Source organism: Deltaproteobacteria bacterium CG11_big_fil_rev_8_21_14_0_20_42_23 (genome assembly GCA_002796345.1).
Lineage (GTDB): Bacteria > UBA10199 > UBA10199 > 2-02-FULL-44-16 > 2-02-FULL-44-16 > 1-14-0-20-42-23.
The window spans coordinates 19,915-38,754 of the sequence record PCXC01000065.1; the positions used below are offsets into that span (position 1 = coordinate 19,915).

20 protein-coding genes are annotated in these 18,840 nt (G+C 41.6%); 4 read left to right on the top strand and 16 right to left on the bottom strand.

All coding sequences use genetic code 11. The annotated features are described in order from the left end of the window. Positions 1–2: 2 nt before the first annotated feature. From COV43_07645 to COV43_07665, 5 genes are read right to left on the bottom strand one after another with little or no spacing between them, the layout of a single operon-like run. On the bottom strand, positions 3–752 hold the full coding sequence (locus tag COV43_07645; protein PIR24973.1) for a hypothetical protein: 750 nt from the start codon (positions 750–752) through the stop codon (positions 3–5). An 8-nt stretch (positions 753–760) separates the two neighbouring features. After that, positions 761–2,152 carry a serine protease gene (locus tag COV43_07650; GenBank protein PIR24974.1) on the bottom strand — a complete coding sequence of 464 codons (1,392 nt, stop codon included), beginning with the start codon at positions 2,150–2,152 and terminating at the stop codon, positions 761–763. An 8-nt stretch (positions 2,153–2,160) separates the two neighbouring features. Then, a complete protein-coding gene (locus tag COV43_07655) occupies positions 2,161–2,487 on the bottom strand; it encodes a hypothetical protein (protein ID PIR24975.1) in 327 nt (108 codons plus the stop codon). Then, positions 2,484–3,209, bottom strand: coding sequence for a hypothetical protein (locus tag COV43_07660; protein ID PIR24976.1), 726 nt, complete (start codon positions 3,207–3,209; stop codon positions 2,484–2,486). The genes COV43_07655 and COV43_07660 overlap by 4 nt, the downstream gene beginning before the upstream one ends. Positions 3,210–3,262: 53 nt before the next feature. Then, positions 3,263–4,294 carry a dihydroorotate dehydrogenase (quinone) gene (locus COV43_07665; GenBank protein ID PIR24977.1) on the bottom strand — a complete coding sequence of 344 codons (1,032 nt, stop codon included), beginning with the start codon at positions 4,292–4,294 and terminating at the stop codon, positions 3,263–3,265. A 111-nt stretch (positions 4,295–4,405) separates the two neighbouring features. On the opposite strand from COV43_07665, the gene COV43_07670 reads away from it, so the two are divergent. Next, a complete protein-coding gene (locus COV43_07670; protein ID PIR24978.1) occupies positions 4,406–5,485 on the top strand; it encodes a hypothetical protein in 1,080 nt (359 codons plus the stop codon). Here the strand turns inward: COV43_07670 and COV43_07675 are convergent, their stop codons facing one another. The 3 genes from COV43_07675 to COV43_07685 all read right to left on the bottom strand — a co-directional run bounded on the left by COV43_07675 (position 5,486) and on the right by COV43_07685 (position 8,092). Further along, entirely contained in the window at positions 5,486–6,430 is a 945-nt protein-coding gene (locus tag COV43_07675; protein PIR24979.1) for a hypothetical protein, read from the bottom strand. After that, positions 6,417–7,121 carry a hypothetical protein gene (locus tag COV43_07680; protein PIR24980.1) on the bottom strand — a complete coding sequence of 235 codons (705 nt, stop codon included), beginning with the start codon at positions 7,119–7,121 and terminating at the stop codon, positions 6,417–6,419. The genes COV43_07675 and COV43_07680 overlap by 14 nt, the downstream gene beginning before the upstream one ends. Before the next feature lie 206 nt (positions 7,122–7,327). Continuing rightward, complete coding sequence (locus COV43_07685) at positions 7,328–8,092, bottom strand: hypothetical protein (protein ID PIR24981.1); 765 nt, start codon at positions 8,090–8,092, stop codon at positions 7,328–7,330. A gap of 536 nt (positions 8,093–8,628) precedes the next feature. Here COV43_07685 and COV43_07690 point away from each other — a divergent pair. Beyond that, the gene (locus tag COV43_07690) at positions 8,629–8,811 is read left to right on the top strand and encodes a hypothetical protein (GenBank protein ID PIR24982.1); all 183 of its coding nucleotides are present in this window, start codon (positions 8,629–8,631) and stop codon (positions 8,809–8,811) included. On the opposite strand, the gene COV43_07695 is transcribed toward COV43_07690, so the two are convergent. The 8 genes from COV43_07695 to COV43_07730 all read right to left on the bottom strand — a co-directional run bounded on the left by COV43_07695 (position 8,799) and on the right by COV43_07730 (position 17,085). Then, positions 8,799–9,374 carry a hypothetical protein gene (locus COV43_07695; protein PIR24983.1) on the bottom strand — a complete coding sequence of 192 codons (576 nt, stop codon included), beginning with the start codon at positions 9,372–9,374 and terminating at the stop codon, positions 8,799–8,801. The two genes, COV43_07690 and COV43_07695, sit on opposite strands and share 13 nt — an antisense overlap. Continuing rightward, positions 9,371–11,236, bottom strand: a complete 1,866-nt coding sequence (locus tag COV43_07700; protein ID PIR24984.1) for a hypothetical protein — start codon at positions 11,234–11,236, stop codon at positions 9,371–9,373. Before COV43_07700 ends, COV43_07695 begins: the two co-directional genes overlap by 4 nt. Next, positions 11,233–12,354: a hypothetical protein gene (locus COV43_07705; GenBank protein PIR24985.1), complete on the bottom strand. Its 1,122-nt coding sequence runs from the start codon at positions 12,352–12,354 to the stop codon at positions 11,233–11,235. Before COV43_07705 ends, COV43_07700 begins: the two co-directional genes overlap by 4 nt. Then, positions 12,351–12,926 (bottom strand): hypothetical protein, encoded by a 576-nt coding sequence (locus tag COV43_07710; protein ID PIR24986.1) that lies wholly within the window; start codon positions 12,924–12,926, stop codon positions 12,351–12,353. The genes COV43_07705 and COV43_07710 overlap by 4 nt, the downstream gene beginning before the upstream one ends. A 238-nt stretch (positions 12,927–13,164) precedes the next feature. After that, complete coding sequence (locus COV43_07715; GenBank protein ID PIR24987.1) at positions 13,165–14,046, bottom strand: iron ABC transporter; 882 nt, start codon at positions 14,044–14,046, stop codon at positions 13,165–13,167. Then, positions 14,039–15,337, bottom strand: coding sequence for a zinc ABC transporter permease (locus COV43_07720; protein PIR24988.1), 1,299 nt, complete (start codon positions 15,335–15,337; stop codon positions 14,039–14,041). The genes COV43_07715 and COV43_07720 overlap by 8 nt, the downstream gene beginning before the upstream one ends. Next, positions 15,337–16,092 carry a manganese ABC transporter ATP-binding protein gene (locus tag COV43_07725; protein PIR24989.1) on the bottom strand — a complete coding sequence of 252 codons (756 nt, stop codon included), beginning with the start codon at positions 16,090–16,092 and terminating at the stop codon, positions 15,337–15,339. The genes COV43_07720 and COV43_07725 overlap by 1 nt, the downstream gene beginning before the upstream one ends. Before the next feature lie 21 nt (positions 16,093–16,113). Continuing rightward, a complete protein-coding gene (locus COV43_07730; GenBank protein PIR24990.1) occupies positions 16,114–17,085 on the bottom strand; it encodes a manganese transporter in 972 nt (323 codons plus the stop codon). Positions 17,086–17,174: 89 nt separating this feature from the next. On the opposite strand from COV43_07730, the gene COV43_07735 reads away from it, so the two are divergent. Both COV43_07735 and COV43_07740 read left to right on the top strand, forming a co-directional pair. Further along, entirely contained in the window at positions 17,175–17,855 is a 681-nt protein-coding gene (locus tag COV43_07735) for a DtxR family transcriptional regulator (protein ID PIR24991.1), read from the top strand. Continuing rightward, on the top strand, positions 17,828–18,619 hold the full coding sequence (locus COV43_07740; protein PIR24992.1) for a hypothetical protein: 792 nt from the start codon (positions 17,828–17,830) through the stop codon (positions 18,617–18,619). The genes COV43_07735 and COV43_07740 overlap by 28 nt, the downstream gene beginning before the upstream one ends. Positions 18,620–18,840 lie beyond the last annotated feature (221 nt).

Below are 18,840 nucleotides of genomic sequence, written 5' to 3' on the forward strand. Positions count from 1 at the left end.
GTTTACTTCTCTTTATTCACAAAAAATTTCACCAAGTCCATGGGAATGGGGAAAAATGTGGTTGAATTATGTTCGCTGGCAATCTCCGCCATCGTTTGCAAATAGCGCATTTGCAACGACATGGGATGAAGCTCCATCATTTTTGCTGCTGCTACCAATTTTTCTGCTGCTTGATGTTCACCTTCAGCTGCAATCACCTTCGCACGTCGCTCACGTTCTGCTTCAGCCTGTCTTGCCATTGCACGCTTCAATTCTTCAGTGAGATCGACGTGTTTAATTTCAACATTCGTAACTTTAATTCCCCACGGGTCTGTTTGCTTATCGAGAATTTCTTGAATTTGACCGTTAATTTCTTCGCGCTCAGAAAGAAGTTCGTCAAGCTCTCGCTGACCAACTACTGAACGTAAAGTAGTTTGTGCCATTTGACTTGTTGCAAACACATAATTCTCCACTTCAATTACAGACTTGTTTGGTTCAAGCACGCGAAAATACACAACTGCATTTACCTGAACTGAAACGTTATCTTTGGTGATGATATCTTGAGGAGGAACATCAAGAGCTATTAAACGCAGGCTAATTCTTACAATGCGGTCGATGGGCTTGAAGACAAAAATAAATCCCGGGCCTTTTGGAGTTTTAAGCAAACGACCAAGCCGAAAAATAACACCCCGCTCATATTCATTCAAAATGTTAATGCACGATGCCAAATACAAAGCAAGAAACACTACTATAATGACTGTTGGGGAAAACATAAATCCTCCTATTGTGAAGATGAAATTGATTTCACCTGAAGCTTGAGACCGTTCATAGCATCAACCCTTACTTTATCTCCAGCAGAAAACGTAGAATCACTCGTGGCATGCCAAATTTCTCCATGCACAAAGATACTTCCTTCATAACCCTTCCAAGAAGACACTTCCCCTACAAGGCCTATCATTCCTTCGCTTCCCGTTACCACCTTTTGATTTCGCATCCGGAAGAGCATGCTCATGAGAAACGAAACAATAAGCGTTGTTGCAAACGTCACAGCTATAATAATGTGAAGTGAAACACGCATATACTGATGAGGCGAATCAAATAAAATAAGAGAACCAAAGAAGAGCGAAATAATTCCACCCACTCCAAACAATCCAAATCCAGCTGCTTGAGCTTCGGCGATGAAAAGCAGCACCGACAAGGCAATAAGCGCCACACCTGCATAGTTTGTGGGAAGAATCTGCATTCCAAAAAAAGCAAGCACAAGACAAATGCTGCCAGCCACACCTGGAAAACCAAAACCTGGATGTGTGAACTCAAAGAGCAAGCCGTAAAATCCCAACATCATCAAAATATAAGCAATATTTGGATGCGCCAAAAAAGTGAGTAAACGCAAACGAAAATCTTGAGGAAGTATTTTAAGCTCAAGATGCTTGGTATCAAGTGTAATCGTTTTTTCACCCACCTTCACCTCTACACCATCAAGCTGTCGCAGCAAATCTGCACGATTAGTGGCTATAAAGTTAATCACCTTTTCTTGCAGCGCTTTTTCCGCAGTAATTGAAACACTTTCAGAAACAGCAAGACGCGCCCACGCTTCGTTTCTGCCACGAAGTTTTGCCAAGCCTTCTATCCACGCCAAAGTATCATTCATGATTTTATCTTCCATGGGATCATGAGATTTTTCAGTGCTTGGCGAAGTGTTGCGTGGTTTATCTTCGGATGGCTGCTTCTCTTTTTTTTCAAATTGTTGAAAAATATCTTTCCAACTTTTTTCTTCTTTTTTTTCTCCACCCACATTTACAGGATGCGCAGCGCCAATATTGGTTGAAGGTGCCATCGCCACCAAGTGCGCAGCATAACTGATAAAGACGCCAGCAGATCCAGCTCGAGATCCCGATGGTGAAACATAGACAATCACAGGAATGTTGGCGTTTACGATGCGCTTCACAATGGTTCTGGTTGAGCTCAGCAAACCACCCGGAGTATCAAGCTGGATCAGTAAAAACGCAGCATGATCTTTTTCCGCTTGCTCCAGTGATGTGGCAATATATTCGGCAGAAACAGGACTAATGATTTCGTCATTCAGTTCAATGCGATAAGCAAATTTTTCTTGAGCAAATGCTTGCATCGTAAAAGCAAATAAAAAGAAAGAAAGGAAAAGCAACTTTTTCATTTTATCCCTCACTTCATAAGAGCTTGGTGAATGAAATATCCAAGAACTAGTAATGCCACTCCCATCATGTATAACCACCAAAAACCAAGTTTCAATTTTTCGGCAAAAAGAAATGGGAGAAAAAATAAAAGCGAAACAGGAACGGCGACAAAAATACTTTTTGCAAAGTGCACACTGTTGGCGCTGTCTTTCCATTCAAGCTGAGAAAACGGCAAAACCAGTAAAGTTGTAAGTGGAAGCGCCACGATAAAACCTGCAAGCACTGGTTTTCTCCCAGCAAGCCAAGAAGAAAAGGCAATAACAAGGGCTGCAACAAAAGTTTTTATGAGCATCATTTTTTTCCCCTTGGAAAAAAGGTGTTTACGATTTCTACAATTTTTTCTTCATGTCTAAAAAAGAGATGTCCCATATCTGGAATCAAAATATGATTTTCTGTCTTTTGAAAAAGATCAAGGTCTAAAAATGGGTCTTTTTCTCCAGAGATAAATACTGCTTTTGGCTTTAGTTTTTTTATGGTCTTCACATCATCTTCAAGCACCACATGCTGTAGCGACGAAAGCACAGAATAAAAAGTGTGATTGAATGAAGAAAGAAATGAGTCAAAATATTCTGGTTCAGCCAAATAGAAAAAAGGAAGAAAAAAATATTTCCACACCGATCTACTTCTACACAAAAGCTTCCCCCATGTTGATTCGGTAAGAAATGATTTCGAAAGCCATGAGCGATATAAGTGTTTTTTGCTATCGAAGGGATAGTTGACAAACACCAAGCCTTGAACCCGCTTAGGATAGCGAAGCGCATACTCCTTTGCTAGAATACAGCCCATAGAATGGGCAAGTAACAAAAACGTTTCACCTTCAGGCACAAGTTCATCAATACGTTTTGAAATATGCTCTAAGAAGCAATCTACATTGTAGTCACATTCTGGTTTTTCTTCTTCACCAAAACCAATCAAGTCAAACGAATAAAAATGATCCGATGGTTCTAAAATTTCTTCAAAGTGACGGAAGTTTAGCTTTGAACCAGTAATTCCATGGATAGCAACAATATTCCTCATGCCCAGCTACATAGCTGTGAAGAACAAAAAACGAAAGAGTTTTGAAGGGGTAATTACTGCTTAAGAAGTGAACTGAGCAATCGCTTTACAAAACATGGCCCTTTATAAATAAGGCCAGTATATATTTGGACAAGATCGGCGCCAAAGGCAAATTTGGCGTGCATTTCCTGTTCACTCATAATTCCGCCCACACCGATGAAGTGAATTTTTTCTTTAAACTCATGATGTAAACTCTTGAGCATTTCTGTACTTTTCAAAAAAAGTGGTTTTCCGGAAAGACCACCTTTGCCTTCTGGAGCAGATGCAACAAGGGTTTTATCAAGCGTGGTGTTGCTGATAAGCATTCCTTTAAACTGATGCTCAATCGCCAATTGTGTGGCCAGCTCTGCATCTTCTTCACTAAGATCTGGCGCTAACTTCAATACAAGAGGCAGCGCAGATGCGCGTTTTTCATTCGCAGAGGAAAGAACATTCAAAAGTTTTTCTAACTGATCGCCGTGCTGCAACTGGCGCAAACCCGGTGTATTTGGGCTGGACACGTTCACCACCATATAATCTGCGTAATCGGCAAGATGCTGAAATGAAAACAGATAGTCCTTCGCAGCATCTTCAAGTTCCGTCACTTTTGATTTTCCAATGTTTACTCCCAGCGGCATAAAAAGACGTTGCTGCTTTCGCAACTTTTCAAGCCGCGTTGCCATCTGCACTGCACCTGCGTTGTTAAAGCCCATGCGATTGAAAAGTGCCTTCTCTTCTGGCAGACGAAAAAGACGCGGCTTAGGATTTCCTTCCTGAGCTTTTGCCGTCACGGTTCCCACTTCTACAAATCCAAAGCCCAGCGCCTGTAAGGCCGGGATGGCCACAGCATCCTTATCTAAACCTGCAGCCAAACCAATGGGATTGGGAAACGTGATGCCCCAAAGTTTTTTCTGAAGCTGGGAATTTCTGGCCATGTGTGAAGCCGGAAGGTCTGAGTGGCAAAAAACTGACATCAGTCTCAGGGCGATCATCCCAAAATGATGGGCTTTTTCGGCATCAAGCTGAAAAAGGAGGGGACGAAGAAAAGGCCAAAAATCGTGTTTCATGCTGAATTTCCTCACATATTTGCAGTATAAACGCCAGCTCTTTTCGCTTGGCACAACACTTGCTCTCTATCAGAGTAAAACAGGGGAAATTTTAAAAAAGGAGTATCACAGATGAAGAAAACATATGTCACCTTAAGCCTGCATCTAGCACTAATCTGCGCCCTATCACTTGGCATGATGAGCTGTAGTGGAGACGGTGGAAGCGATAGCAGCGCAACCCAATCACAGACTCCCGGTGGAAATGGAGGCCCCATTGACATCGGCGGCCTCATTGGAAATCCAGGACCAACGGGCACAGGTGAAAACAGTGAAAGCACCGAAGATGACACTGTTGTAACTGATGATGAAAGTGGAAATAAAAAATTTCTTGTCCGTGAAGTGATTGTGTCCAATAAAGACGGCAACGCTATCTCTACGATGTTGTTTTCCTACGATGACTTAGGCCGGCTTATTTCAGTGGAAGAAGAAGATAAGCTTCAAAAAAGCAAAACAAACATAAACTATTTAGAAAAAAGTGCAGAACTTGAAAAAACGGTAAATGAAAAAAGAGCGAGAAAAGAAACCTGGTCATTTGATGACAACGGAAGACGCGTACGAGTACTTGTCATAAACAGTTCAACTCAACCAAGCAAACAACTCTTTACCTACAATTATGATCGCGACGCAAAAGAAAAAGATAATCCCATCATAGATGAAATTTCTCTCATCAATAAAAATAAATACAGCAAGCATTATGAAACAAGCTTGAACAATGGCGATATCGAAAAGACACTTGTTGTTCTTGGCCCAGACGGAAGCCAAAGCCTACAAACTCATTACACCTTCAACGCGGATCACTCTTGCCTTACAGAACGAGTCTTTCTTGAAGATGCGAAAGTAAGCAAAACAGAAAAGATTAAATGTGTCTTTGCAAACGGCCGTCTTTCACATCACATCATCAGCACAAGACTAGGTCAAAGTAACGATGTCACACAAAAGGAAATTATTTCTTTTGAATACGATGAAAATGGAAACATCAGAAAACGTTGCCACGATAGCGAAAACGATGGAACAGTAGATGCTTGTTACAGCTTTAGCTTTGTTGAAGCAAAAAACATTTCCAACTTAAGCTTAATGCTTCCAGATCCAAATGCACTTGTTCCGTCAAATAAGTTCTTGAGCGAAAGAGGTTTCTTTCTCTTCAAGCCATAATTAAAAATGAGAACCAAAAGAAAAAGGCCTCGCGAAGAGGCCTTTTTTTATTTTTATACACAACCTGTTTACACCAGTTCCTGTATTCGCTGTTGGACCACTAGGATCCGTTGGCGTACTTGGCGGCGTTGTAGGTGGTGTGCTTGGAGGAGTTGTTGGCGGTGTCACGGGTGGAGTTACCGGCGGCACAATTTCATCAAGCGGGCAACTTGCTGCATCGCCATATCCAAAACTGAACATGGTGTTTGTGCCAGCATCAACTTTTGCAAACGCAAAGGGATCAAGTGTAAATCGATACAGCAATGAATTCGCAGCATCAAAAGCAAAATAAGTATCATCACCAGAAAGCTGCAAAAGCGCTAAGCCAGTGTAATTTTGGTTGAAGGCTAAATCTTCACCCACAACTACAGTTCCGTTAAGATATGCATTTGTAGGAAGCTTCAGCGCAACGTCAACGTTTACGCTGTTATCACCAAGATCAATTAATACAATTTGGCCATCGGTGGCATTGAGGTAGACAAGCTTATCATCTTGCGTAATCACAAAATCACCATCCACAAAATCATAAGCATAGTGTGACCACAACGTTGCCACACCACTTGCAGGATCAACGGTGTAGAGATCATCATTGGCGGTATCAAGCAGATAGTGTGTTCCATCTGGAGCAACAGCATACGCTTCGGTGTTTGCTGTAATACCAGTTGGGCCTGCAATATCCAAAAGCGTTCCATTTTCTTGTACACTTACAAGATAGCGTGGATCAGCTGCAGAAGGAGCTGCAGTGTGCGAAAAAAGTTGTTTGAGTGTATCCAACGCAAGCGCAGCAGTTACTGCATCAGCTTCTGGGTAAAATCCTAAAGAGGTTTGATAACCATTGAGAGGAACAATCACATAAACCGCATGGCGTTCTGTATCAAGGTGGACAAGACGTTCAGAGCAGAGCAAAAAGCTTGTTACAAATAACTTCAAGATTCACATTGATGTCACCATGCCAGCTTGTTTTTCGTGTATCAGCAACAATTTTTTTGCCATCATCATGAACAAAATCAAACCAAGTAGATGCACCAAACAATAAGTTTTTTCCATTCGCCATTTCTCCTACCTGGAAACGATATTGGCCATTGGGTGGATACGGAGTTACCACAACACTTCCCACTCCGCCAACCTGCGTCCAAGTAGCTTTTGAAAACGTGTAGTATTCCCAACGTGAAGTAACAAAATCTGTTTGCACATTATGCTGCAATTCTTTTTTTGCTTGAACCGCCGCTAATGCAGCACCAGTAAGGCGCGTGAGGCTGAGCTCAATTTCCCATTCATCTCCACCATACACTGAAAAATAAGCAGCGCTGCTTTCTTTTCCTAATTTTGCAATTCCATGAAGAGTAGCCGTTCCATCTTCTTTTACATCAAGAAAAGAATCCGCTTGAAAATAAAAGCGTGCAATTTTGCTTTGGTCGCCATCATAAAAACCTGGCATCCAGATACTATGTCCACCTGAGGCTGCGCTTTGGTACGCGGTATCTGAAATGGCGCTTGTAACGGTATAACGTTTCACCACATCTGTTGGTGTTGCGTCGCAGTCTGCAAATGCACGTGATTGCAATGAAAGCAGCAACACAACCACACATCCTAACATTTTCATTTTCTTCATTTTTTATCCTTTATTCCTAGTGAGATTTTTTCTTTTTTCCTTGTCATCACGAGGAGCGAAGCGACGTGGTGATCTCCTCGGTCAATTGCTAGAGGAGATCCTTCTCTTCGTTCAGGATGACAGCAAATTGTTTTAATTGCTGGATCCCTCCGCCTCTGGCGGAAGGATGACAAAAGAAAATTAATTTTTCTTTAATGAATAAACAGCAATTCAAATTCAGTTCTTCTGTTTTTTGCTCTGCCCTCTTCGGTATCGTTTGGTGCAACAGGAACACTCTCACCCATTCCGCGGACAATCAGTGAATCGGCATCCATTCCGTTTCGCATCAAGCCATTTTTTGCTTCTTCGGCTCTTTGCACAGAAAGCTTTTGATTGTATTCATCAGAACAAAAACTATCGGTGTGACTTGTAATACGATATTTAGAATTGGGATGTTTTCTCCACTGCTCTGCAAGGCGCTTAATATCTGATTCGTAGCGCTCTTCATAATTTGCTTCATCAAACGGATGATAAACTGTCTCACTATAAATTAATTCTTCTTTCACTACCGGCGCAGGCTTTGGTTCTTCTTTCTCTTTTGGCTTAAACACATAAGAAACTCCACCAATGAAACGAAAATCTGATGATGTATAACCGCCGGTTACACCTTTTGTTACACCAACTGTTGCGATGAGATTATTTTTAAATGTCTTTTTTACTACAGCCTGCATTTCAACCGGTGTCGTTTCTTCATCATCAAAAAAGTTTTTCCAAATCGTGGAACCATACACTTCACCAACAACATCAAGATTCCATTTTTTTACAAGCGGCCGTTCTATCCCTGCACCAAAAAGAAACGTTTCATCTACATTAAGATTTGCAATTACTTCACGATTTCTAAAATTTGAACCAAGATTTACATAAATACGATTACTCAAAATTTGCTTATCAACCGCAAACACAGCTCCACCAGTCACTCCGTTGTCTCCAAGATATTTTGAATCTTTTCCGGTAGGAAGAGTGATAAAAGGAACAAGCGCAAAGCCCCATCCAGACTGGGTTTTATCTGCATCAGAAAAACTTACTTTTGCATTAAACCTAATATCTCCAAGATTGAAGTAACCATAATCTCTATTCGGATTTGCATACGGCGCAATCGTATTGGGAGAAATATTGTGATAAAGGTTTAAAGGAAGATCGGCATCAACTTACAGCCAATCTGCAAGACCAACACTGAGAAGAAAATCTGTGGTGATCAACTGATCCACCAAACCACCCGTTCGCTTTCCAGAATTCAAACCGGTTTCGATAGGGTTGTGCACGTAGTTTGTAAAAAAACCGACAGCCACATTTTTTTGAGGAAGCAAGCTTGAAGTAAAAAGCTGATATCCCTTTTCGGCTCCGGTTCCAGGGCGATGCGCCTGAACATTCAGTGCATATGCTGATGAGGAAATGCCCAGTAAGAGGACAAATAAAGGAAGGGCTGCTGTTTCATTGTTTTTCCTGGTTCACCATGTTATTTTACGCGCCCCCACTCGCTTTGCCGCCTATCTTGTCGTCAATAAAAATGAAAGGTTGCGTACTTATTTTAAGGAAAAAGTGCAAGGCGAATACGGTGAAAGGAGAAAAATCTAAGGAAGGCTTCAAAATTAACTTTTTGAGCAAAAAAAGAGAAGAAAAGAGTCATTTTTTTTGAGTTTCATTCAATAATTCGGCTAAAAGCTCTAAAAAAGGCTTGTCCCATTCAATGGGGCCCACAATTTTTTGAAGCATCAGGTGTTGGCTGTTGAGCACAATGGTTTCAGGAAAACCTGTAATCTGAAAGGACTCTGCAGCCACCTTTCCATCTTCATCCCATATCAGTTCAATGTTACGGGGAAGCGAAAGCTCATGCTCTTTGTAAAGAACTTCAAAAAAATCCTTCACTTCTTTTTGAGTGTGGTCGGCAGCAACGGCAAGCATCACCATGTTTTGCTGTTCGTACTGTTTCATTTCTTTGATCAGACGTGGAAATTCTTCTTGGCATGGCGCACACCATGTTCCCCAAAAGTGCAACAACACTACCTTTCCCGCATGCTCCGAAAGCCGAAACTGCGTTCCATCTAGTTTTGTAAAGACAACATCAGGAATTGCTTTCCCTTTTGCATACGATGCATCCTCAGGAACCGAATCCAGAAAATCAAAATGAACCACACCAGAATAATGCAGTCCAAAAAAAAGAATGGTGGCAAAAAGAAAAAAACTGAGCGACCTCATCATGATTTCAACTCACGATAACTAATAAGGGTGTAGAGAACCAAAGCAAAGACAAGTTCAAGCGAACAGAACAACATAAGATTGAAGAAAATATTTTCGGTGAATCCATATGAATGCAAACCAACATTCAAAAGATTTACACCAAACCACGCAAGCGCCACTATAATATTGGTGAATACCATCCCTACCGCGAAACCAAGATGCTTCAAGTATTTGGTGAGAATGCCGTGCAATAAAAACAGAAGCCACAAGACAATAAGCAACGCTCCATTTTCTTTTGGATCCCATCCCCAAAACCTTCCCCACGATTGGTCTGCCCAAATACCGCCCAAAATTGTTCCAAACAAAGTGAAGAAAAGAGCAAACAAGCTCATCCCCAACATCGCGTGATACATTTCTTTGAGCTGAGCAGCACTTGCAGAAAAAAGTCTTCGAACCAAATAAACATGCCCTGTAATGCCCGCTACAAAACAACATGCGTAGCCAATGGTGATGGTAACCACATGCGTTGCCAGCCAAAAGTTGGTATTAAGCACCGCAACCAACATTCCCATGGTGTCACCATCGCTGGCATAACCGCGGCTGAGAAAGAGAAGCGAGGCACCCAAAAGTGAAGCGATAAAAAGACCAAGTCCATTTTTCTTCACACGTTCAAACAAAAAACCAAACAATGCTGCAACAAAAGCTACAAATATAATTGATTCGTACAAAGTAGAAACCGGTGGTCGCATCAAAATAAGAATTCGCGAAATAATTCCTGCAGCGTGAAGCAGCAATGAAAAACTGAGAACAAACAATGAAACTCGTTGCAGCGGAATTTTCCAAAATACCCAACTAAATGAAAGCAAGAGAAAACTTAAAATGTAGAGCGCCATGCTTTTTGTAAAGGGATCGAGCAGGGAAAAATAATATTCAAGACGCAAAGCCCACGGACGCGTAACAAAAGTTTTTCCTTTTTCTGCAATGGTTTGAGCAAGCCTCTTCCAATCTGCTTCTTGGTTGTTTGCATAGGCATTTCTGGCATTTTTCCAAAGAGAAAGATATGCGGCACTTTCTGGTGAACCTTGATTTTTACTCAGAACTTGCCAAGGGGAAAGCCAGTTCTGATCACCATTTGCCCATTGCGGTGGAATAATGCGCAACAACTTCGACCTCACATCTTGATCAAAAATACTCAAACCATATGCAAGTGAAGTGATTTCAATTTCACGTTCGCTGAGACGAGCTAGATCTTTTTTTGCTATCTTCTTTACTTCACTTTCTAAAAGATGGCGAAGAGGAAGGAGATCGAAATAGCTATAGGGTTTTTCTTGTTCCAGCTTAAGAAATGAAGCCACTTCTTTGGTGTGAATAAGAAATGGAGTGAAGAAAAGTGAAAAACTTCTTTTCAGGTCGTAGTAATGAATGGTTTTGAAATATAAATCGACAATTTGATTCTGCGCAGGAGTTCTGTCTTCTTTCTTTTTCTGATGCAACTCTTCAACCGTCTTCAAAATATTTTTCAATGCTGCAGAAACTTCATTAAACGTATAAAGATGTTTTGGATTTGCTCCTAGACCAAGTATTACCAACACATCTGGATTAAGAACTGAAAAAATACGCTCGTCATCTCCTTCATTTTCCCGAAAAAAAAGATGCGCCAGCCATTCTGTAGCGGATTTCTTCTGCAAAGAACTTTTCCCAGAAAAATAAAGCAGATTGGCTCTAGCAAAGGTATCAAGTGGCTTTACGCGCCCTTCGTGTAAAACAGGAACTTGTGCAATAAAGCTATAATCAAAACGATTGTGAGCTGGAAGATTTTCTGCAGATGCCGAAAAACAAAATGAACTCAGAAAGATAAAAAAGAAGAGGATAAATTTTTTCACGATTCACCTCGTTTCACAAGCTTTGGAACTTGCAACAAAAGATGAAGCAATAAACCAAAACACATAATAATGCTTGAGAGATAAGGAAAAATTCTTCCAATATTTTTCACAACTGCAAACACACTTGTTTGAGCATCAACTCCATCTACAAACGAAGCTTGATAAAAAGTGTACCCTTTATACCGTAGCGGCTGATTCATTTGAATGAAGTAACGCTGCTCTATCCCGCCATCGGAGAGAACAATGCGCGAACTAAAACTTTTTGCTTTTTCTGTTGCCGCGTAGGTTTTCTTTTCGAAGTCAAGCAGGCGAATGCTAAAGGGCAGATAGGTACGCTTAGCTCGAAGCTCGAAACGATATGGCACATCTTTAATGCTTATGTTTTGCGTAATAGGCATCTCTTCTACAAGCGAGTAAATACCGTTATTTGCCGCCTCTGCATTTTCAAGCAAAAAACTTAAACAGGCCTGATTTTTCTCTTCTTCTTTTTCACGCGGAAGTGGAACGAAGAAAAAGTTTTTTGCCAAACCATGATATTCTTTATCATCGTCAGATTTTCTTTTGGCCAAAGTACAATTTGTATAAGATTCTACAACGTGCATGCTGAAAGGAAGTGAAGCCAAAGAAAGTTTTTTTCCTTTCTGAAGCCAACCTTGCTGAAAGGCATATACCTTTTCTGTTTTTGGCTGAGAGACATCAATAACCACAAGTTCTTTGTCATGGTAATCCCTCACATAGCTCACCGTTTCACCTTCAACAATCGCCATACTTCCTTCTTCGCTAAAGGTAGAAGTGAGAAAACCACCAAACAAAAGCAGCATGGCACCAAGGTGCACTACGTTGATTCCAATTCTTTTTTTGGTCCACGGACTTTTGAAAATAAGTTTGGAAAGCAAACCAATAAAAAGAACGCTCATCACCAAAGAACCACTGGGCAAGGGAATGAAGCCAACCCAAAAAAACCATGACGAAAAAAAATACTGTTGTGATTGATACAAGCCAATATAACGCTGCGCAATCGTTCCAAAAACAAGGAGAACCATGAGCCAAAAAAGGCAGAAAAAAACCAAGTCGGCACTGCAGGAAAAATGTTTTAGTTTGAGTAAAATTTTTTTCATTTTCTAAGCGACCTGCACAAACTCAAAAAATCATTTTGATAATATTCTAATTGTTTTTTACTTCCTTGCATCTTAAGAAAAAGAGTTGTGCTTGTTTTTTCATCGAAGAACAACGCTGCTATCATTGCATTTGCGCTTGGCTCTTGGTTTGCTGAAAAATGAACCCATTCAAAAGCGCCCAGCTGACTGTGATCTTTTTTTACGGTTTGCTGTATTTCTAAACCTGACATGGGAGCAAGCGAAAGCTGTTCTCTCCATCTATTTACATTGGCAACAAGGCCACCTGCATCTCCGGCTAAACTGACAAGCGAAATTTCGGGACTGTGTTGCGCTTCAAGATCTGTTTCCAACACAAAACTTGCGAGCCGCATTCCTGAAGCTGGTTTTTCACGCCATCCTGCTGGCGTAAGCCATTTCACCTGCGCACGGATAAATGCTGGAAGTGTCTCTGAAGAAGAAGAAGAAGAAGAAGGCGCAAGCACCTCGTACTCGCGAATTTCCATGCTCGCTTTGTTGCATGCCAGAAAAAGCAAACTTATGCCCAAAACGAAAACCCATTTTGTCTGCATCATTACTCTCCAAAGGCCTAAAGGGCTGCGGCCTTTCCTGGTGATTCAAAAACCAAGTGCCCCTTAGCTGTGTATGAAAAGAATGTAAAGGAATCTCAATAGACCTCTTGCAGAACCTACTACGTAACCCAATGACTTCGTTGGGACACCCCAAAATCCTCACGTATCCATATATACGCTCCGGTTTCGGGACCCCGCCCCGCCTCGTCCTTGGGCTGCTCGCGACGGTTCTGCAAGAGGTCTAACGCTCTTCTTTAAACTGATTTTTTAACCTTGCATGCCGAAAAAGACCATGGAGAGGCGAAAACAAAAACGCCAAGAAAAAGAGGATGCCCGCCACCACGGCCATGCAACCCGCTATCGATCCATTGATGCTGCCCGAAAGCAAATATCCAAACACCGCAGAAGCGACACCAATAACGCTGGCAATAATCAGCATGGCCTTTAGAGAATCTGTCAGCAAATAGGCCGCAGCCGCTGGTGCCACAAGCATTGCCACCACTAAAATCGCTCCCACACTTTCAAACGCGGCAACGGTTGTAAGTGAAACAAATCCCATTAAGAGATAGTGATACTTTCGTGTTGAAATACCCAAGCTATCAGCAAGCAAAGGATCAAATGTGGTAATTTTTAATTCTTTGTAACAGAGATAAATAAAAAGGAGATCGCACAAAAGCACGCCACCAATCATCCATACTGCTCGCGGCCCCAACGACACATCCCCCACCAACCACACATCCCAAGGCACATAGGCAATTTCACCATAGAGCACGCACTCTTGATCGAGATCTACCTGGCCTGTAAAGAGAGAAACTAAAATAACTCCAAGTGCAAAAAGCCACGTAAAGGTTACTCCAATAGATGCATCTTGTTGCACTTTTCCATAGCGATGAAGTGTTTCCGCCAAAAAAGCTGTGAGCAGCCCAAACAAGCTTGCGCCAAGAAGCATAGGAAAAACGCTGCGACTTCCTGTGATGAGAAAGGCAAGCACCAACCCTGGCAAAACCGCATGGCTAATAGCATCGCCAAGCATTGCATTTTTTCGAAGTACTAAAAATGAGCCCACTAAAGAACAACTTACAGCGGTGAGAATGCCCGTTAAAATAATCCAAAACTCACTCATAAGCTTTTCCTTTCTGAGGAGGAATGGGATGATGATGTGGATCGTGAGTTGGATTTTCCAATACCTTTACCAACTCGGCCTCCAATTCTAGAGTAAGAATATGCTCGATATTTTCTGCATCGGTATGAACATGCTCAGAACTGAGATCAAGATATCGGCTTAAATAAAGTTCCCACAGACGATGTCGCCGCAAAAGCGCGAAAGCACGCTCTTTACCAGATTGAGTAAAAACCCAAGTTTCTGGAAGATCCCCTAAGAGAAGCAAATTTTCCTTTTGTAAATTTCGTAAAAGATAAAGCGCTCTTCTGACGTTGTAGTTTCGAATGCTTCTCAGCTGGTCGAGAGAAAACTGGTAAAAACCTTCTTCGGCATATCGAGCAAACGTAAGCAAAATATTTTCTTTTTGAATTTTATTTTTTTGTTTTCGATGTCGAAGCCAAAGCGACAACATTCCTCGCTGCGGAGAAATTAAGAGCGAAACGGCAAACACAAAGGTGATGGCCATTACAATCCAAGGACCTGTTGGCATTCGTGGCGCGAGTGTACTCATAACCACACCACTACTTCCTGCAAGCGCACCAAACACTCCTGCCAAAACTAACATCAGCGACAAACGATTCGTCCACAATCTTGCGGCCGCAGCTGGCGTAATGAGCATTGCCGCCATCAACACAACACCCACAGCCTGCAAACCAGTGGTCACCACCAAAACAATGAGCAGTGTGAGAAGTGTATCGATAAAGCGCATAGGCATGCCAAGGCTTTCAGCAAAACCGCGATCAAAACATAAAGCTTTTAATTCTTTGTAGGTAAAAGCAACAACCAGCAGTAACACGAAAGCTAGAACTGCAAAGACTTTCACGTCGGCACTTACAAGTGATGCCGTTTGCCCAAATAAAAATTTGTCCAAACCAGACTGGTTTCCCAAAGGCTTATGCTGAATCATGGTGAGCAACACAATTCCCACTGCAAAAAAAACGGAGAGAATCAAAGCAATTGCAGTATCCTCTTTAATACGAGATTTTCGGGAAATGGTTTGCACAAACATACTTGCAATGAGGCTCGTAACACTTGCACCAATAATTAACGCATATGGATTTTTGCTTTGTGTAAATAAAAAAGCTAAGCACACGCCGGGAAGTGCAGCATGGGCAATAGCATCCCCAAGCAAGGCGCGTTTACGCAAAAAAGCAAACGAACCTAAAACACCAGAACTGATGCCAAACAAAACGCACCCAAACCACACAAACTGTACATTGGGATCGAGGAAAATATGAAAGAAAGTATTCATTATATTTTCGCCATTTGCTCACTTACGCGAGCAAGCATATTTAATCTTCCGCCATAAGTGGTGTTAATTTTTTCTTCAGTAAAAGTTTCTGCCGTTGGACCAAACGCAACCAAACGCTGGTTCAACAACACCACCGAATCAAAATATTCTGGAACTGATTGCAAGTCGTGATGCACCACTACAACCGTGTACCCTTTTTCTTTGAGTTCACGCAGCAAAACAATAATCGCCTGTTCGGTAGCAGCATCAACACCTGTAAAAGGTTCATCCATTAAATAAATTTGAGCTTCTTGAGCAAGCGCTCTTGCAAGAAACACGCGCTGCTGCTGTCCCCCAGAAAGTTGACTGATTTGTCTGTTGGCATAATCTGCTATTCCCAATTTTTTCAAACACTGTAACGCAAATTCTCGATGAGCTTCGTTTGGACGTTTAAAAAGTGGGAGTTTTCCGTAGCGACCCATCATCACCACATCAAGCGCATTCGTGGGAAAATCCCAATCAACACTGCTTCGCTGAGGAACATAACCAATGAGATGTCGTTGATTTTTGAGTGCTTCTCCAAATACTTTTATTTCTCCCGAAAGCATGGGAAGCAAGCCCATCACGGCTTTAATCAAGGTAGACTTTCCAGCGCCGTTAGGGCCAACAACACCAATCAATTCACCTTTTGGTAACTGTAGATTTATATTCCACAAGACCGGTTGGCGTTGATACGCAACTGTAAGATCTTGAATGCTGAGCGCTGGATTTTTCATATGTTTCTCTCTTTGCAAAACTTACTGTTCACTTGCTGGAAAAAGCAATGCATCGCGAATTGTTTTCACATTTGCTTTGACCATTCCAATATAATTATCTGCATCACTCCCGGGGCTGCCCATGGCATCAGAGTAAAGTTCTCCCCCTATTACAAGCTGGTGTCCTTTTGCTTTTGAACCTTCTACAACCGCTTCAATAGAGCGCTTTGGAATACTTGATTCAACAAAGACTGCGGGAATTTTTCGAACGGCGAGCATCTCTACCAAACGCTGAATGTCTTTCAAGCCAAATTCTGAAACCGTGCTCACCCCTTGCAAGCCCATCACTTCTACATCATACGCCTGTCCAAAATATCCAAAGGCATCATGAGCCGTGACAAGCACACGCGTAGTTTTGGGAATGCGCATCATTTCAGTTTTCACCCAAGCATGAAGTTCATTCAATTTTTTTCCATACTCTTTACTTTGGCGTTGATAGAATTCGCTATGCTCGGGATCAAATTGGCTTAACTCACTTGCAATAACTTCCAGTGTTTTAGTCCATAATGAAACATCAAACCATACGTGTGGATCAAAATGACCAGCAAACTCAGGTGGCTCGCGCAAAAGCGAGTGATCAATTTTTTCTGTCACTGCAACAACAGGTTTGAATCGAGCCATTTTTACAAAGATGTCTCCCATTTTTCCTTCAAGGTTAAGTCCACTGTAAAAAATCATTTCTGCATTTTCGAGTTTTGCAATATCACCCTGACTTGCTTTGTACAAGTGAGGATCAACGCCAGCGCCCATCAACTGAACAACTTGCACATATTCTCCGCCTACGTTTTTCACCGCATCCGCAACCATGCCTGTTGTAGCAACAACTTGAATTTGTTGCGTTGGCGTTACAATACGTTTTTCATTTTTTGAAGCTGCCTTCTGCTGGGATGAACTTGAGCACGAAAGCGTCACTCCTATTAAAAAAACCATTAAAAGCTGAAACATTTTTTTCATTTTAATCCTTAGCCTTTCCTTTTCTAAATTATTAGTCTTGACTAACCAACTCTATACCTCTAGGCTAATAAAGATCAAGGAGAAAAAGCATGAACACCATTTTAAGCCGAGAAAATATAAGCGCCTCCATTCAAGACTATGTCAAAAATGCTTATAAAATTTCTCAACAAGATGAAAATATTACGGTTTCTAAGCTTTCTCGCGCCCTTTCTGTTTCTCTTCCCTCCACTACCAACATGATAAAACGTTTGGTGGATTTAAGCCTGATGAAAAAAAACAGAGGCGGAAAAATTAAGCTTACTGAAAAAGGCGAGTTGCTCGCATTAGAAGTCATTCGTCATCATCGTTTGCTGGAAACATTTTTCATTGATGTGCTTGGCATGGATTGGGCCGCCGCTCATGAAGAAGCTGAAATTTTGGAACACTATATTTCAGAACGCCTTGAACAACTTATTGACAAAAAACTTGCACAACCAAAACACGACCCTCACGGAGAACCAATTCCAACACGCTCTGGAAGTCTAAAGCAAAAAAACCTTCTCAACTTACTTGATACACCTGTAAAAGAAAAATTTCGCATTGTTGAAATTCATTCCAGCCAAGCAGAAATGCTAAGCTATCTTCAAAACAATAAACTTTTCCCCGGCACTGAACTTATCGTAAGTGAAATCGCTCCTTTCGATGGGCCAGTGAAATTTGAAATGGGAAAACAAACACACTTCATCGGCCAATCCGCGGCCAGATGTATTTACGGAGAAAAAATTACATGAAAAAAATAGTTACGCTCACCCTTCTTGCTTTTGTTCTTTTCACACCTCATTTGCACGCAGATGAAATCACCACCGATCGGCCAGATGCTGCTGAATCTAGCGTTACCGTTGGTAAGTATCGTTTTCAAAGTGAACATGGCTTTTCAATTGGCTACGATGATCCCGCTGGACCAAGTACAAGAACCTATACTTTTCCCACCTTACTGCGTTTTGGAATACTTGAAGATGTAGAACTCCGTCTGGAAACTGAAATTGCAAGCATTCAGTCTTCAGTTGGAACCACCACCAGAGGCTTTACCGATATTGATCTTGGAGCAAAATGGCATGCCTTCGATCAAAGCAAAGCATTACCTTCTCTTGCTTTGCTGGCACACCTTACTCTACCGGTAGGAAAAGATTCTCTTTCCGCAAACGTTGTTGTTCCCACTGTTAAAGCTTTAGCCGATTGGGATTTGCCAAAAGGTTTTGCCATTGGCAGCAATGCTGGCTTTGACCTCCCCGCCCGCGAAGGCGGAGATAAGTTTGCGCGTTTTCTTTATGCCATTTCTCTTTCACATTCTTTGTTCGTAGAAGAATTAGGAGGATTTCTAGAATTTGCAGGAGTTTTGCCAATGGCTACAGGAAAGTTGCACGAACATTTTTTCGACTGCGGCCTTACCTATTTGCTGAAAGAAAACATTCAAGCCGACATCTCAAGTCAAATTGCCTTAAACGAAACAGCACAGGATTTTTCACTTGGATTTGGCCTTAGTATTTTGTGGTAAGAAATTATTTTTAGAAGGTTTTAGGGCGTGTGGACAATTAATTTAAGTAGCTGATTAAAAAACTTTTTTAACAAGATCTTTAAAGGTTGTCATCCTGAACAAAGTGAAGGATCTCCTTGAAATCACGTAGATTCTTCGCATGCGCTCAGAATGGGCATAATGGCAAAAAATGTGTGCTCGAGTTACCACTATCCTAAATAAATTCAAATAGTTGTTGATAC